The organism is Streptomyces sp. SCPE 10 (assembly GCF_051980735.1).
GTDB classification, from domain to species: Bacteria; Actinomycetota; Actinomycetes; order Streptomycetales; family Streptomycetaceae; genus Streptomyces; species Streptomyces misionensis.
This window is the reverse complement of sequence record NZ_CP197069.1, coordinates 4,494,373-4,510,071: the sequence shown is the minus strand read 5'-3', so window position 1 is coordinate 4,510,071 and position 15,699 is coordinate 4,494,373. Positions and strand designations below refer to the sequence as shown.

General features: G+C 72.9%; 13 protein-coding genes. 7 read left to right on the top strand and 6 right to left on the bottom strand.

Features of this window, described 5'->3' with window-relative positions; genetic code table 11:
• Positions 1-3: 3 nt before the first annotated feature.
• Positions 4-816, bottom strand: coding sequence for an HAD family hydrolase (locus ACSP97_RS20940; RefSeq protein WP_358270990.1), 813 nt, complete (start codon positions 814-816; stop codon positions 4-6).
• A 297-nt stretch (positions 817-1,113) separates the two neighbouring features.
• On the opposite strand from ACSP97_RS20940, the gene fahA reads away from it, so the two are divergent.
• Entirely contained in the window at positions 1,114-2,334 is a 1,221-nt protein-coding gene (gene fahA / locus ACSP97_RS20935) for a fumarylacetoacetase (protein WP_355324467.1), read from the top strand.
• 206 nt (positions 2,335-2,540) lie between these two features.
• Positions 2,541-3,479, top strand: coding sequence for a M56 family metallopeptidase (locus ACSP97_RS20930; RefSeq protein ID WP_355528000.1), 939 nt, complete (start codon positions 2,541-2,543; stop codon positions 3,477-3,479).
• Positions 3,480-3,556: 77 nt separating this feature from the next.
• Here the strand turns inward: ACSP97_RS20930 and pntB are convergent, their stop codons facing one another.
• From pntB to ACSP97_RS20910, 4 genes are all read right to left on the bottom strand, one after another.
• The gene (pntB, locus tag ACSP97_RS20925) at positions 3,557-5,032 is read right to left on the bottom strand and encodes a Re/Si-specific NAD(P)(+) transhydrogenase subunit beta (RefSeq protein ID WP_355145338.1); all 1,476 of its coding nucleotides are present in this window, start codon (positions 5,030-5,032) and stop codon (positions 3,557-3,559) included.
• Positions 5,033-5,036: 4 nt separating this feature from the next.
• The gene (locus tag ACSP97_RS20920; protein ID WP_391869839.1) at positions 5,037-6,578 is read right to left on the bottom strand and encodes a Re/Si-specific NAD(P)(+) transhydrogenase subunit alpha; all 1,542 of its coding nucleotides are present in this window, start codon (positions 6,576-6,578) and stop codon (positions 5,037-5,039) included.
• A gap of 316 nt (positions 6,579-6,894) precedes the next feature.
• On the bottom strand, positions 6,895-8,886 hold the full coding sequence (recQ, locus tag ACSP97_RS20915) for a DNA helicase RecQ (protein ID WP_358270994.1): 1,992 nt from the start codon (positions 8,884-8,886) through the stop codon (positions 6,895-6,897).
• A 182-nt stretch (positions 8,887-9,068) separates the two neighbouring features.
• Positions 9,069-9,707, bottom strand: a complete 639-nt coding sequence (locus ACSP97_RS20910; protein ID WP_355324476.1) for an HD domain-containing protein — start codon at positions 9,705-9,707, stop codon at positions 9,069-9,071.
• A gap of 136 nt (positions 9,708-9,843) precedes the next feature.
• Here ACSP97_RS20910 and ACSP97_RS20905 point away from each other — a divergent pair, with 136 nt between their 5' ends.
• From ACSP97_RS20905 to ACSP97_RS20895, 3 genes are all read left to right on the top strand, one after another.
• Complete coding sequence (locus ACSP97_RS20905) at positions 9,844-10,812, top strand: GlxA family transcriptional regulator (protein ID WP_355324479.1); 969 nt, start codon at positions 9,844-9,846, stop codon at positions 10,810-10,812.
• 176 nt (positions 10,813-10,988) lie between these two features.
• A complete protein-coding gene (locus ACSP97_RS20900; RefSeq protein WP_355145328.1) occupies positions 10,989-11,666 on the top strand; it encodes a DUF429 domain-containing protein in 678 nt (225 codons plus the stop codon).
• A gap of 338 nt (positions 11,667-12,004) precedes the next feature.
• Complete coding sequence (locus tag ACSP97_RS20895) at positions 12,005-12,832, top strand: SDR family NAD(P)-dependent oxidoreductase (protein WP_440553738.1); 828 nt, start codon at positions 12,005-12,007, stop codon at positions 12,830-12,832.
• Between the two features lie 334 nt (positions 12,833-13,166).
• Here the strand turns inward: ACSP97_RS20895 and ACSP97_RS20890 are convergent, their stop codons facing one another.
• A complete protein-coding gene (locus tag ACSP97_RS20890) occupies positions 13,167-14,027 on the bottom strand; it encodes a helix-turn-helix transcriptional regulator (RefSeq protein WP_440553737.1) in 861 nt (286 codons plus the stop codon).
• 196 nt (positions 14,028-14,223) lie between these two features.
• Here ACSP97_RS20890 and ACSP97_RS20885 point away from each other — a divergent pair, with 196 nt between their 5' ends.
• Together ACSP97_RS20885 and ACSP97_RS20880 are read left to right on the top strand one after the other, a co-directional pair.
• Positions 14,224-14,658 (top strand): nuclear transport factor 2 family protein, encoded by a 435-nt coding sequence (locus ACSP97_RS20885; protein ID WP_382071330.1) that lies wholly within the window; start codon positions 14,224-14,226, stop codon positions 14,656-14,658.
• Between the two features lie 161 nt (positions 14,659-14,819).
• Positions 14,820-15,656, top strand: a complete 837-nt coding sequence (locus ACSP97_RS20880) for an SDR family oxidoreductase (protein WP_358680360.1) — start codon at positions 14,820-14,822, stop codon at positions 15,654-15,656.
• Positions 15,657-15,699 lie beyond the last annotated feature (43 nt).

Sequence of the window (15,699 nt, the reverse complement as noted above, 5' to 3'; positions counted from 1 at the left end):
CCGTCAGCCCGCCGGGAACAGTCTTTCGAGGACGACGGCGATGCCGTCGTCCTCGTTCGACGCGGTGACCTCGTCGGCCACCGCCTTCAGCTCCGGATGGGCGTCGGCCATGGCGACCCCGTGCGCCGCCCACCGGAACATCGGGACGTCGTTGGGCATGTCGCCGAAGGCCAGCGAGCGTTCCGCGGCGATACCGAGCCGCTCGGCGGCCAGCGCCAGACCGGTCGCCTTGGTCACCCCGCACGGCTGGAGCTCCACGGTCCCCGGACCCGACATGGTGACCGTGGCCAGCGGGCCCACCACCGAGCGCGCCACCGCCGCCAACGCGTCGTCGGACAGGGTGGCGTGGCGCAGCAGCACCTTGCTGATCGGCGCCCCCCACAGATCGTCGCGCCGGCCCACCCGCACCGCGGGCAGCGTCGGATGGGGCATCCGGTAGCCCGGCTCGGTCAGCGTGAGCCCGTCCACCCCGTCCTGGTCGACGGCCGCGTACACCTGCCCCACCTCGGCCTCGATCTTGCCGAGCGCGGCCTCGGCCTGCTCCCGGTCCAGCCGCACCGACCACAGCAGCCGGTCGGCCCCGGCGTCGTAGACCTGCGCCCCCTGTCCGCACACCGCGAGCCCCGTGCAGCCGAGGGCCGCCAGCAGCGGCCGCACTCTGGGGGCCGGACGGCCGGTCACCACCAGGTGCCGGGCGCCGGTCCGGGCCGCCCGCGCAAGCGCCGAAAGCGTGCGCTCGGAGACGGTGTCGTCGCCGCGCAGCAGCGTCCCGTCCAGGTCGGTGGCGATCAGTGCGTACGCGGGGGAGGGTGCCATGAGCAGAGAATACGGATCCTCCGACTCCGCCGACTCATCCGTCGGCGCGCGTACTTGCGTGCCGACCGCCCCCAAGTGCGCGCGGTGGCGCCCCTGATGGGGACCGGCCGCGGGCCGCGGGCCGGACGTACCGCCGGGCGCGGAGCACGGTCCGGGTACCCGGACCGGTCGATCGGGGCACGCCGGGGCGGCGACCCCCGGCGGGCACTGCCCAAGAGGCGCGTCGCGGCCGTAACGTGTGGCCGATCACGTGGAACAGCGCCATGCATGGCCCGGATGAGAGCGAGGCAGCACCCCATGCCCCCCTTCGACGTCCCCGAGGGCGACCCCTTCGGTCCGCACAACCTTCCCTATGGCGTGTTCTCGCCCTCCGGCAGCCGGGAGCGCCGGGTCGGCGTCCGGCTCGGGGACCAGGTCCTCGACGCGGGCGCCGCGGCCGCCGCCCTGGGCTCGCCGCACCACGCACTGCTCGCCCGACCCACCCTCAACCCGCTGCTCGCGGCGGGCCGCGCCGCCTGGTCGGAGGTGCGCGCCGCGCTCACCTCCTGGGTCACCGACCCCGCGCACCGCGAGACCCTGGAGCCGCTCTTCCACCCGCTGTCCGAGGTGGACCTGCACCTGCCCTTCGAGGTCGCGGACTACGTCGACTTCTACGCCTCGGAGAACCACGCCCGCAACGTCGGCACGATCTTCCGCCCGGACGCCCCCGACTCCCTCACCCCCAACTGGAAGCACCTGCCGATCGGCTACCACGGCCGCGCCGGCACCGTGGTGGTCTCGGGCACGGACGTCGTACGGCCCTCCGGGCAGCGCAAGGGCCCCGCCGACCCGGCGCCCGTGTTCGGGCCGTCGATCCGGCTGGACATCGAGGCCGAGGTCGGCTTCGTCGTGGGCGTGCCGACCGAGCTGGGGACCCCGGTCGCGCTCGGCGACTTCCGGGAGCACGTCTTCGGGCTGTGCCTGCTCAACGACTGGTCCGCGCGGGACATCCAGGCCTGGGAGTACGTGCCCCTCGGCCCGTTCCTCGGCAAGTCGTTCGCGACCTCGGTGTCGGCGTGGATCACCCCGCTGGAGGCCCTGGAACACGCGAGGACGGCCCCGCCCGAGCGCACCCACCCGCTGCTCCCCTACCTGGACGACGCCGCCCCCGGCATCGAGCCCGGCGGCTACGACCTGCGGATCTCGGTCGCCGTCAACGGCCACGTGGTGGCCGAGCCGCCGTTCTCCACCATGTACTGGACCGCCGCGCAGCAGCTCGCCCAGATGACGGTCAACGGCGCCTCGCTGCGCACCGGCGACCTGTACGGCTCGGGCACCGTCAGCGGGCCCGACGAGCACCAGCGCGGCTCGCTGCTGGAGCTGACCTGGAACGGCCGTGACCCCCTCGACCTCCCCGACGGCAAGCGCGCCTTCCTGGAGGACGGCGACGTGGTGACGCTGTCGGCGTGGGCCCCCGGCCCGAACGGGACCCGCGTCGGGCTCGGCGAGGTCACCGGGCGGATCGTGCCGTCGGTCTGATCCGGCACCGGGCGCCGCGCGCGGGTGCCGGATCGGGACGGTCCGTGTTCCGGTACCTGACTCCCGGCGCCCCTCTTCGTCATACTGGCGGGGACAGGCACCACGTCCCGGCGGGCGCCCGCGCGCACCGCCCCTCGCCGCACCACCCGTACCCGCACCGCCCCTTTCCTTCCCGCCCCTCTCGGACCAGGAACCGGAGCCCCGGCATGACCGTCTGCCTGCTCCTGCTGAGCGTCGTCGCCCTGACGGCGGCCGTACCGGCACCGCGCGCGCTGACCCGGGCCGACTGGCCCGAACGGGAACCCGTGGTCGCGCTGTGGGTGTGGCAGTGCCTGGTCGCCACCGTCCTCCTGTGCTGTGTGGCCGGGCTGACCCTCGGCGCCGCGGCCGTCTTCCGCACCGTGCGCGACCATGTGTTCGCTCCCGCGCCGCCCGCCGTCACGGCCGCCTACGACCTCTCCGCGGCCCCGGTGTGGGCCGCCCTGCTCACCGTGGGGCTGGCCTGCGGGGCCGCCTGGACGACCGCGATGCTCGGCCGGGAACTGGTCGAGGTCCGCCGCAGCCGGGGCCAGGCCCGGGCCCAACTGCGGGAGCGGGCGCCGGAGCTGCCGGCCGGGCTGCGGGCCGCGCGCGGCCCGATGCTGGTCCTGGAGGACGAGTACCCGGACGCCTGGTGGATGCCGGGCCACCCCCCGCAGCTGGTGGTGACCACCGGGGCGCTGCACCGGCTCACCGGCCATCAGCTGGACGCCGTCCTCACCCATGAACGCGGCCACGCGCGCGCCCACCACGACTGGCTGCTGCACCTGTCCGCCGCGCTCGCCGCGGGCTTCCCCCGGGTGCCGCTCTTCGCGCACTTCCGCGACCAGACGCACCGTCTGGTGGAACTGGCCGCCGACGACGCCGCCTCCCGCCGCTGCGGCCATCTGACCACCGCCCTCGCGTTGATCGAGCTCAACCAGCACCGGGGCGTCCTGTCCTGCGCCTCCAGCCGCCGGCTGCTGGGCGAGCGGGTGGACCGTCTGCTGGAGCCGCCCCCTCGGCTGCTGCGCCGCCACCGGGCCCTGACCACCACGGTGGCCGCGCTGGTGCCGCTCCTGCCGCTGCTGATCACCTTCGCGCCGGGGCTGACGGCGCTGTCCTGAGCCGGACGTGACGAGGGCCCGGCGACGTGGACCACCGGGCCCTGACGAGGTGTCAGGCGGGCAGGGGCCCGGCCGGCCTACACCGCGGCGTGCACCGTCCGGGCCGCGGAGAGTGCCCCGACGATGTCGTCGACCCGTGTCTTGGCGTCGCCGAAGAGCATCTGGGAGTTCTCCCGGAAGAACAGCGGGTTCTGCACGCCCGCGTAGCCGGTGGCCATGGAGCGCTTGAAGACGACGACGTTCTTCGCCTCCCAGACCCGCAGCACCGGCATGCCGGCGATCGGGCTGGCGGGGTCCTCGGCCGCGGCCGGGTTGACGGTGTCGTTGGCGCCGATGACCAGCACGACGTCGGTCGCGGCCAGGTCGTCGTTGATCTCGTCCATCTCCAGCACGATGTCGTAGGGCACCTTCGCCTCCGCCAGCAGCACGTTCATGTGCCCGGGGAGCCGCCCGGCGACGGGGTGGACGCCGAAGCGGACGTCGACACCGCGCTCGCGCAGCAGGCGGGTCAGCTCGGCCACCGGGTACTGCGCCTGGGCGACGGCCATGCCGTAGCCCGGCGTGATGACCACGCTCGACGCGGTGGCCAGCAGTTCGGCGGTCTCCTCGGCCGAGATCTCGCGGTGCTCGCCGTGCGCGCCGCCGTCGGAGGCCGTGGCCTCGATGCCGAAGCCGCCGGCGATGACCGAGATGAACGACCGGTTCATCGCCTTGCACATGATGTAGGAGAGGTAGGCGCCGGAGGAGCCGACCAGGGCGCCGGTGACGATCAGCAGGTCGTTGTCGAGCAGGAAGCCCGAGGCCGCCGCGGCCCAGCCGGAGTAGCTGTTGAGCATCGAGACCACGACCGGCATGTCACCGCCGCCGATGGAGGCGACCAGGTGCCAGCCCAGGGCCAGGGCGACCAGGGTGATCAGCCCGAGGACGAGCGTGCCCGTGGCGTCGGTCCGGTCGTGGGAGACGACGATGTAAGCCGCGGTGAGCCCCGCGAAGACGACGAGCGCGCCCACGTTGATGAGGTTCTTGCCCGGCAGCATCAGCGGGGCGCCCTTGATCCGCGCCGACAGCTTGAGGTTGGCCACGATCGAACCGGTGAAGGTGACCGCGCCGATGAAGATGCCGATGGCGATCTCGGCGTTGTGGATGTGCCACAGCGAGATCGGCGACTCGGACGGTGCGCGGGCCAGCAGGCCCTCGCGGTGGCCGACCCAGCCGATCAGCACGGCGGCCAGACCGACGAAGGAGTGCAGCAGCGCGATCAGCTCGGGCATGCCGGTCATCCGGACGATCCGGGCGCGCCACAGGCCGATCACCCCGCCGACCAGGACGGCGACGAACATCAGGACGATGCCGAGCGTGCTGGTGTCGCCGGCCTGGTCGTGGCCGTCCTTGATGACGTGGACGATGGTGGCGACCAGGGCGACGCCCATGCCGGTGACGCCGTAGACCCAGCCCTGCCGGGCGCTTTCGTGTCTGGACAGTCCGGCGAGGCTGAGGATGAAGAGCAGCGCGGCGATGATGTACGCCGCGGTGGCCATGGCGGAGACGGTCATGTCGTCAGTTCCCCCTGCTGAACATGGCGAGCATGCGGCGGGTCACCGCGAAGCCACCGAAGATGTTGATGGAGGCGAGCAGGACGGCGAGGACGCCGAGCGCCTGCATGAGGTGGTCGGGGAACCACACCTTCAGCAGCGCGCCCACGACGACGACGCCGGAGATGGCGTTGGTGACGCTCATCAGCGGGGTGTGCAGGGCGTGGTGGACCTTGCCGATCACGTAGTAGCCGATGACGATCGCGAGCATCAGCACGGTGAAGTGCTGCGGCAGCGGCGCCGGGGCGAAGGCGACCACCAGGCCGAAGACGAGGATGCCGGTCAGGGTCAGGGCGACCCTGGTGCCGGCGCTCATCGGCGCCTTCTCCTCCTTGGCGGGTGCCTCGGGGGCCGGCCCCTGCTCGGCGGCGGGCGCCGCCGAGACCTGCACGGGCGGCGGCGGCCACAGCTTCTCGCCGTCCTTGACCACGGTGATGCCGCGCTGCACGACGTCGTCCAGGTCGAGCACGGTCTTGCCGTCCTTGCCCGGGGTGAGCAGCTTCATCAGGTTGACCAGGTTGGTCCCGTACAACTGCGAGGCCTGGGTGGGCAGCCGGCCGGCGAGGTCGGTGTAGCCGAGGATGATCACGCCGTTGCCGGTGACGATCCGCTGCCCGGGTTCGCTGCCCTCGACATTGCCGCCCATGCCGGCGGCCATGTCGACGATCACCGAGCCCGGCTTCATGCTCGCCACGTCGGCGGCCGTGATCAGCCGCGGTGCCGGGCGCCCGGGGATCAGCGCCGTGGTGATGATGATGTCCACGTCCGCGGCCTGCTCGGAGTAGAGCTTCGCCGCGGCCTCGTTGTAGAGGTCCGAGGTGGCCTTCGCATAGCCGTCGGACGACCGCTGCGCCTCCTCCTCGACCACCACCGGGAGGTACTCGCCGCCCAGCGATTTCACCTGATCGGCCACCTCCGGGCGGGGGTCGGTCGCGCGCACCACCGCGCCCAGCGACGAGGCCGCGCCGATCGCGGCCAGACCGGCCACGCCCGCGCCGGCGACGAGCACCTTGGCCGGCGGCACCTTGCCCGCGGCGGTCACCTGGCCGGTGAAGAAGCGGCCGAACTCGTGGGCGGCCTCGACCACCGCGCGGTAGCCGGCGATGTTGGCCATGGACGAGAGCACGTCCAGCGACTGGGCGCGGCTGATGCGCGGCACCGCGTCCATCGCCAGCACCGTGATCGGTCTCGCCGCGAGCGCGTCGACCAGTTCGGGGTTGAGGGCCGGCGCGAGCGTGGAGATCAGGGTGGCGCCGTCCCTCGGCTTGCCCACCTCGTCCATCGACGGGCCGTTGACCCGGAAGACGATGTCGGCGCCCCACGCCTCCTCGCCCGTGCCGATCCGCGCCCCTGCCTCCGCGTACGCCGCGTCGGCGAAGGCGGAGAGTGCCCCGGCCCCCGACTCGACGAGCACGTCGTACCCGAGTCCTGCCAGTTGTCGGACCGTCGCCGGGGTCGCGGCGACGCGTGTCTCCCCTGCTGGTTCGCGAGGGACTCCAATGCGCATGGGAGTACTCCAATTCAGCTCGGTTGCGCCTCCGAGCGGCGTGCGCGGTCGGCTCGGAGGCGCCGGCGGGGTCCCGCACAGGATGCAGGTCGGCGGACCCGCGTGTCACTAAGCAGTCACCGTTGCCGGTGACTTCGCGAGGTACTGGAGGAGGTGGTCGTTCAGGGTGTGGTGGAAGCTCGCCGCGCGGCGGGACCGCGGGGCGAACAGGTCGAAGGCGTGACAGGTACGCCGAGCGCCCGCCCCCGGAGAGGAACAGGGGCGGGCGCTCGGCGGCGTGGTGTGGTCGGAACGGAGGGTGCGGGAGGGGAGGCCGTCACTCCCAGAAGTCCGGCTCGTCCTCCGGGGCCGGCCAGTCGTCGTCCCGCGGTGCCTCGTCGGGGGCTGATGCGGCGGCGGGTGCGGCGGGGCCGTCCAGGGAGGCCAGCACGGCGAGGACCTCCTCGCCGTATGTCGCCAGCTTCTTCTCGCCGACCCCGCTGACCGTGGCCAGTTCCCGGATGGAACGCGGCATCTGGGAGACGATCGCGCGCAGGGTGGCGTCGTTGAAGATGATGTACGGCGGAACGCCCTGCTCGCGGGCCTGTCCGGTGCGCCAGGCCCGCAGGGCCTCGAAGGCGGGGAGCAGTTCCTCGGGCAGGTCGGCCGCGACGGCCTTGGCCTTGCCGCCGCCCGACCCGCCGCCCGACCTGGACCGGGAGGCGGCCGGCCGCTTCGGCTCCTTGCGCAGCGGCACCTCCCGTTCGCCGCGCAGTACCGCGCCGCTCGCCTCGGTGAGCACCAGCGTGCCGTACTCCCCCTCGACCGCGAGCAGGCCCTGGGCCAGCAGCTGCCGGATGGCACCGCGCCACTCGCCCTCTTCGAGGTCCTTGCCGATGCCGAAGACGGACAGCTGGTCGTGGTCGAACTGGATCACCTTGGCGGTGCGCTTGCCGAGCAGGATGTCCACGATCTGGAGGGCGCCGAACTTCTGCCCGCGCTCACGCTGCAGCCGCACCACCGTCGACAGCACCTTCTGCGCGGCGACGGTGCCGTCCCAGGTCTCCGGCGGGGTCAGGCAGGTGTCGCAGTTGCCGCAGCCCGTCGCGTCCGGCTCCTGGCCGAAGTAGGCGAGCAGCTGGCCGCGCCGGCACCGGGCGGTCTCGCACAGGGCGAGCATCGCGTCGAGGTGGGCGGCCGCGCGGCGCCGGAACGCCTCGTCGCCCTCGCCGGACTGGATCAGCTTGCGCTGCTGCACCACGTCGTTGAGGCCGTACGCCATCCAGGCCGTGGACGGCAGCCCGTCGCGGCCCGCGCGGCCGGTCTCCTGGTAGTAGCCCTCGATGGACTTGGGCAGGTCCAGGTGGGCCACGAAGCGGACGTCGGGCTTGTCGATGCCCATGCCGAAGGCGATGGTCGCCACCACGACCAGGCCGTCCTCGCGCAGGAACCGGGACTGGTGGGCGGCGCGGGTGCCCGCGTCCAGGCCCGCGTGGTACGGCACCGCCTCGATGCCGTTGGCGGTCAGGAACTCCGCGGTGCGCTCCACCGAGTTGCGCGAGAGGCAGTAGACGATGCCCGCGTCGCCCGGGTGCTCCTCCCGCAGGAAGGCGAGCAGCTGCTTCCTCGGGTCGGCCTTGGGGACGATCCGGTACTGGATGTTGGGCCGGTCGAAACTGGCCACGAAGTGGCGGGCCGCGGGCAGGTTCAGCCGCTGGGTGATCTCCTCGTGGGTGGCCCGGGTCGCGGTGGCCGTCAGGGCGATCCGCGGCACGTCCGGCCAGCGCTCGCCGAGCAGGCTCAGGCTGAGGTAGTCGGGGCGGAAGTCGTGACCCCACTGGGAGACGCAGTGCGCCTCGTCGATCGCGAAGACGGAGATCTTGCCGCGTGAGAGCAGGTCCAGGGTGCTGTCCAGGCGCAGCCGCTCCGGCGCCAGGTACAGCAGGTCCAGCTCGCCGGCCAGGAACTCGGCCTCGACCGTCCGCCGCTCGTCGAAGTCCTGGGTGGAGTTGACGAAGCCGGCCCGCACACCGAGGGCGCGCAGGGCGTCCACCTGGTCCTGCATCAGCGCGATCAGCGGCGAGACGACCACGCCGGTACCGGGTCTGACCAGGGCCGGGATCTGGTAGCACAGCGACTTGCCGCCGCCGGTCGGCATGAGCACCAGGGCGTCACCGCCCGCCACCACATGCTCGATGATCTCTTCCTGCCGGCCCCGGAAGGCCTCGTACCCGAAGACCCGGTTCAGGGTGGCCAGCACCTCGCTGCCGGCCGCGCCCAGCTCTTCGGTCACCGTTGGCATCTCGCTGATCCCGCCCGTCGCATCCATCGTCCTGTCCCCCGCCGGTCCCCCGCGTGCCGCCCTTCGACCACTGCCTCAACGATAGGGGTCCGCACCGACAGCCCCGGAGTTTTCCACAGACTGCGAACGCCAGTGCGATTCCAGGCGCCGGAAAGCACCGGGGAGGGGCCCGGCCGCGGTGCACCCGCACGACGGCGCCGTCCGGTGGGTCACCGCGGCCAGGGAGCGCCGAGGACGCGCTCGACCATGGACGCGCGGCGGAATCCGGGAACGAAATGCTCCAGGACGTCCGCGTTGATGGTTCCGTACGTGGTGTCCGGGCGGTCCTTGAGGCCGTCGACGAATTGCCGCAGGAACTCCTTCTTGAAGTCACCGCGAGGATGAGCGGCGACGATCTCGTCGACCCGGTCGCCGTCCAGTTTGTCCAGTCCCCAGCCGAGCGCGTCGGTCAGCACGCCCTGGTTCATGGCGGCGGTCTCGGGACCCATCCGGCCGGGGATCGCCGGCGTCGTGTGCAGGGCGATCGCCGTCCAGACCACCTCGGCCGCGCTCTCGGAGAACCCGCGGTCGAGCAGGAACTTCCGCGCGTGGTCGGCGCCGTCCAGCTCGAAACGCTGCTGCGTCTTTGAGAACGGGAGGGAAAGACCCGTGTCGTGGAACATCGACGCGATGTAGAGCAACTCGGGATCGGGCCGGCGGCCGAGTTCGCGGGCGTGCAGTGAAGCGAAGAGGAATACCCGCCGGGAGTGGTGGAAGATCAGGGGGTTGGTCCTCTCCCGGAGGAAGTCCGTGGCCTCCGCGACGGCCGGTGTTCCGGGTATTTCCACCCCTGCGATGATGTCGGTCATTGGTGTCCGTGCTCTCCGGTGCGATGGGTGACGAGTGGACCGCGCGTCCGTTCTCCACGGTGCCGACCCCGCGGCCCCCGGCGCCGCCTCGGTCCGGCCATGAACCACTCGAATCCGGTCACCTCAGGATGGGTCTGTGAGCTCCGGCACGCATCGGGTGGCGGTCCTCGTCCACGACGGGGTCAAGCTGCTGGACGTGGCCGGCCCCGCCGAGGTGTTCGGGGAAGCGAACCTGCTCGGTGCCGACTACCGGATCACCCTGGTGTCGACGACGGGGGCCGACGTCGCCTCCTCGATCGGGGTGCGGATCGCCGTCGACGGCGGCGCCGCCACGCAGCCGGACCCCGACACGTTCCTGATCCCGGGCGGAGACGTCCACCCCAGGACCCCGGTCACGCGCGACCTTGTCGAAGCCGCCAGGGACCTGGCAGCCCGTTCCGGCCGGGTCGCCTCCGTGTGCTCCGGCGCCTTCGTCCTCGGCGCGACCGGCCTCCTGGACGGCAAACGGGCGACCACCCACTGGAAGATCGCGGACAGACTCGCCGCCCTGCACCCCGGGACCCGCGTCGAACCCGACGCCATCCACGTGCGCGACGGCACGGTCTACACCTCGGCGGGTGTCACCGCGGGCATCGACCTCGCGCTGGCCCTCGTCGAGGAGGACCACGGTCCCGACCTCGCCCGGGAGGTGGCCCGCTCCCTGGTCGTCTACCTGCGGCGGGCGGGCGGCCAGTCGCAGTTCTCCGCTCCCCTGCAGGGCCCGCCTCCCCGGTCGCCCGCCCTGCGCGGGGTCGTCGACCTGGTCACGGCGCAGCCCGCCGGCGACTACTCCCTCACCGAACTGGCCGCGCGTCTGCACCTCAGCACGCGTCACCTCACGAGGCTGTTCCGGGAGGAACTGGGCACCACGCCAGCCCGGTACGTCGAGTCGATCCGGTTCGGCATCGCGAAGTCGCTGCTCGACCAGGGGTACACCGCGACGCAGGCGGCGTCCTTGGCCGGATTCCCGGGCTACGAGAGCCTCCGCCGCGTCTTCGCACGGGAACTGTCCATCAGCCCCGCCGCCTACCAGCGCCGCTTCGCCACGGCCCGCGACGCCGAGTAGGGCCCGACGGGCGGTGGCGGTACGGGTGGGTCGTGGCCGCCGCGCCGGGCCGGGCCGCCGCCCGGGCACGCTGTGAGGACCGGGCCCGGAGCGGGATCCTCGTCTTCGTCGGGGAAACGAGCCTGGGCACGGCCCCGGCTCCCCGGACGGGTTCCTGTGGGAGAGGGGTGGAGTGAATGGATGTCCTCGGAGTGGACGCCTGTGGCAAGCAGGGGTGGGTGGGCGTCGCGCTCACGGACGGCTCGTACGCGGGCAGCCTGGTGGACCGGCGGCTCGGTGCGCTGATCGAGCGTGCCGGCGACGTGCGGGTGATCGCGGTCGACATGCCGCTGGGGCTGATCGAGAAGGGCTGGCGCGCCGCCGACCTCGAGGCCCGCGCGCTCCTCGGGGCGCGGCGCAGCAGCGTCTTCCTGGTGGCGCCGAGGCCGGCGTGGCAGGAGACGGACTTCGCGGCGGCCGGGGACCGGTGCCGGGAACTCACCGGCAGCGGCCTGAGCCGGCAGGCGTGGGCCCTGGCACCGAAGCTGCTCGAAGCGCGGGAGTGCCGGGCCGTGGACGAGCGGATCCACGAGGTGCATCCCGAGCTGTCCTTCCAGGCCCTGGCGGGCGGGGCGCCGCCGGCGTACGCCAAGAAGACCTGGCGTGGGCAGAACCTGCGCCGCTCCCTGCTGTCGCGGGCGGGGCTGGTGCTCCCGGACGAGCTCGGCGAGGCCGACCGGGTGCCCGCGGACGACGTGCTCGACGCCGCCGCGGCCGCCTGGTCGGCCCACCGGATCGCGCTCGGGACCGCCGTCCGGGTGCCCGAGAGGCCGGAACGGGACGCGGAGGGACGGCTGGTGGAGATCCACTACTGACCGGCCGCCGCGGGCCCATCCGGGTCATGGCCTCGGCCGCGCCGGAGCCGCGTTCCCGGGGCCGCCCTCCGTCGCGCCCTCCGCGGCGGATCGGCGGGGGGCGCCGGTCCCGGCCCGGCGGATGCGCGGATCCGCTCGCCGGGCGCCGGCTGGGGCACGTACACCCGCTCGGCCGTACGCCTGGACCGCGGCTCCTCGGCCACCCGTACCCGATCGGCGCAGGTCCAGGGCCCGGGCGCTCCTCGTCTCGGCCGCCGGCCGGCCCGGCGGATCACGGGCGCGTCACCGGTTCCGGCGCGAGTCTGGAGGCGTGACCGGCGGCGAGACGAGGAGTGGTCATGGACAGGGTGTGGCTGGTGACCGGCGCGAGCAGCGGCTTCGGCCGGGCGATCAGCGAGGCGGCGCTGGCCGCCGGCGACGTCGTGGTGGGCGCGGCCCGGCGGACCGAGGCGCTGCAGGACCTGGTGGCCGCCCGGCCCGGCCGGATGGAGGCGCTGCGTCTGGACGTCACCGACACGGGCGCGGCCGAGACAGCGGTACGGGATGTGGTGGCCCGGCACGGGCGGATCGACGTCCTGGTCAACAACGCCGGCTGGACCCATGTCGGCGCCGTCGAGGAGACGACCGACCAGGAGCTGCGCCGCCTGTTGGACGTGCACGTCCTCGGGCCCGCCGCGCTCGTCCGCGCGGTCCTGCCGCACATGCGCGAGCGGCGCTCGGGCGCGATCGTGCAGATGAGCAGCATGGGCGGACAGACGTCCATCGCGGGCTTCGGCGGCTACAGCGCGGCGAAGTTCGCCCTGGAGGGGCTCTCGGAGGCGCTCGCCGACGAGGTCGCCGAGTACGGCATCAGGGTGCTGATCGTCGAACCGGGCGCGTTCCGGACCTCGGTGTTCGCGGCGAGCAGGGCCGGCGTCAGCCCGGACAGCGGCGTGTACGAGAAGGTGGCCGACAGCCGCGCATGGGTGTCCGAGGGCGACGGCACCCAGCCCGGCGACCCCGCGAAGGCGGCAGCGCTCATCCTCGCCGTCCTGGACGCGGACGACGCCCCGCTGCGGCTGCCCCTGGGCGAGGACGCGGTCACGGCTGTGCTCGAACACCTCGACGACGTCCGCGGCGATGTCGCCGCCTGGGAGGAGCGCGCCCGCGCCACCGCCATCGACTGACCGCCGGGCATTCCCGACGCCGCCCGGCGTCGCCGGAGCCGGACAGGGAGCGAACGCCCGTGAGGCGCCCCGCACTTCGGGCCCGAGGCGCCGGACGCGGCCGGACGCCGGGGTGCGGCCCGGCGCGGCGGGGGTGGAGCCGGGCACCGGGGTGCGGCCTGATGCCGGGGCGGGCGCCGGGGCGCGGAGCCCGCGGGACGCGCGCTGGCTACGGCCGGGCCAGGCCCGACTTCAGCCCCGCCCCGCACGGCGGCGCCACCGCCGGCTTCCCGCCGAGCGCCCCCTCCCGCACCGCCGCCCGGCAGTCGCCGCCTACTGCCGACGGATCTCTGGCTCAGGTCACCAGTCCGGTTGTGGCGGACCAGCTGGCGAGCAGCTTCAGGTGGTCCTCAGCGGCGGTTTCGGGGGGCGCGCTGTAGACGACCACGCTCAGGCCGCTTGCGTCCGGCAGGCTCATGGTCTCCTGATCGAGTTCGAGGTCGCCGACGAGCGGATGGTTGAGGCGTTTGGTGCTCTCGCGGAAGACATGCACGTCGTGGGATCCCCACATCACGCGGAAGGTGTCGCTGCGGGTGGACAGTTCACCGATCAGGTTCGACAGTTCCCGGTCGTAGGGACTCTTCCCCGCCTCGACGCGCAGCGCGCCCACGGCGAAGCGGGCCATGCGCTCCCAGTCGGTGTAGAACCGCCTGGCTGCGGGGTTGAGGAACGCGAACCGGGCGACGTTCGCCCCGCAGGTCGGGTCGGCGAACATCTCCGAGTACAGGGCGCGGCCCAGTGGGTTGGCGGCCAGCGTGTCGAGGCGGTTGTTCATCACGTATGCCGGCAGCTCCGGCATGCCTTCGACGATCCGTGCCACGCTCGGCCGCACCGTCGGCCGGACCGTCCGCTGCCGGGCTCGCGCCCCGGGCGCCGGTCCCGCGGCGCGGGCGAGGTCGTACAGGTACGTGCGCTCGGTGTCGTCGAGCCGCAGGGCGTGGGCGAGGGCGTCCAGCACGCTGTCGGAGACTCCTTTGAGGTTGCCGCGCTCCAGGCGTGTGTAGTACTCGACGCTCACCCCGGCGAGCGCGGCGACCTCTCCCCTGCGCAGTCCGGGCACCCGTCGCTGACCGTAGGTCGGCAGACCCGCCTGCTCGGGGGTGATCTTGTCGCGTCGGGAGCGGAGGAAGGCGCTGACTGCGTCCCGGGTGTCCATGACGACAGGGTAGGCAGGCCACGCGAGCGGTGGGGGACCCTGCCAGTACCCCTCACAGCGGAAACTCCCCCGTCACGCCCCTCTGCCGTTGCATGGTGCGTGCCCCGATCCTCTGGGGCCCGACCGGTGCGAGGGCACATGTGCCCCGGGCCGGCCGACCTTTCCGGTACCGGAACAGAACTGAAGGGCACGCGAGATGAGCAACCAGCCGAAGACACTGGAGGAGAGCCCCGCGCAGGTCGTGCGAGGGCTGTATGACGCGCTGGGCAAGGGCGACGTGCCGGGTGTCCTGGCCAAGCTCGCCCCCGACGTGATCATCGACGAGCCGGCCCAGCTCCCCTACGGCGGCGTGCACCAGGGCCGCGAGGTGTTCGTGCAGTCGATCCTGGGCGCGATGATGGGCTACGCCGATGTCGCCATCACCGATGCCGAGGTGTTCGAAGGCCCGGCCGGCGTCATCGGAAGGCTCAGCGGAACGCTCACGGCCCACACCACCGGTGAGGAGTTCCCGCTGACCATGGTCGAGATCCACCAGGTCGAGGACGGCGCGGTGCGCAAGATCGACGTCTACACCAAGAACCCCCACGAGCTCGCCGCGTTCTACGCGCGCGCCGAGGCGGGCACCGTCTGACGACGGCACCTCGGCAAGGTTCCGGCCGAGTTGCCTCACGGCAGCGCGAGCGACTCGGCGGACTCATCCCCAGCCCAGGCCCAGGCCCGTCGCATCGATGCCCCCTGTCCGCATCAGCGACACCGCGACCGGCCACGCGCACCGCACAGCGAAGGAAAACCATGACCACCACCTGGTTCATCACCGGCACCTCCTCAGGCTTCGGGCGACTGCTCACCGAACACCTGCTGGCCCGTGGCGACCGCGTCGCCGCCACTCTCCGCCGGCCCGGGGCGCTCGATGACCTCCGCGCCGAACACGGCGACCGGCTCTGGACCGCCCAGCTCGATGTCACCGACACCGAGCGAGTGCGTCGCGTCGTCGACGAGGCGTTTGAGACCCTCGGCACGATCGACGTCGTCGTCAACAACGCCGGCTACGGCGTTCTCGCGTCCGTCGAGGAGGCGTCCGACGAACAGATCCGGCGCGTCATCGACACCAACCTGGTCGGCTCGATCCAGGTCATCCGTGCCGCCCTCCCGCACCTGCGCGCCCAGGCCCGAGGCCGCATCCTGCAGGTGTCCACCGCGGGCGGTCAGACGACCTACCCCAGCCTCGGCTACTACCACGCCTCCAAGTGGGGCATCGAGGGGTTCTGCGAGACCGTCGCCCGCGAGATCGCGCCGTTCGGCCTGGCCCTGACCATCATCGAGCCGGGCGCGACCCCCACCGGCTTCGGCACGTCGCTGGACATCGCACCGTCCCTGCCCGAGTACGAGAACACCCCCGCGGCCGACACCCGGCAGGCGTTCCTCGGCGGCCACTTCCCGGTGCCCAACAGCGCGGAGAAACTCACGGAGGCGATGATCGACCTCGTTGACTCCGGTGCGACCCCGCTCCGCCTCCCGCTCGGCCCCGACACCTACGAAGACGTCCGCGCCGCCCTCACCGGCCGGCTCGCCGAACACGAGGCTCATCGCGATGTCGCCCACTCGGTGGCGGTCACCACGGCCCGGTGACCGAAACCCGCGTCACGGATGCTCCGCGGACGGACCCTCGGCG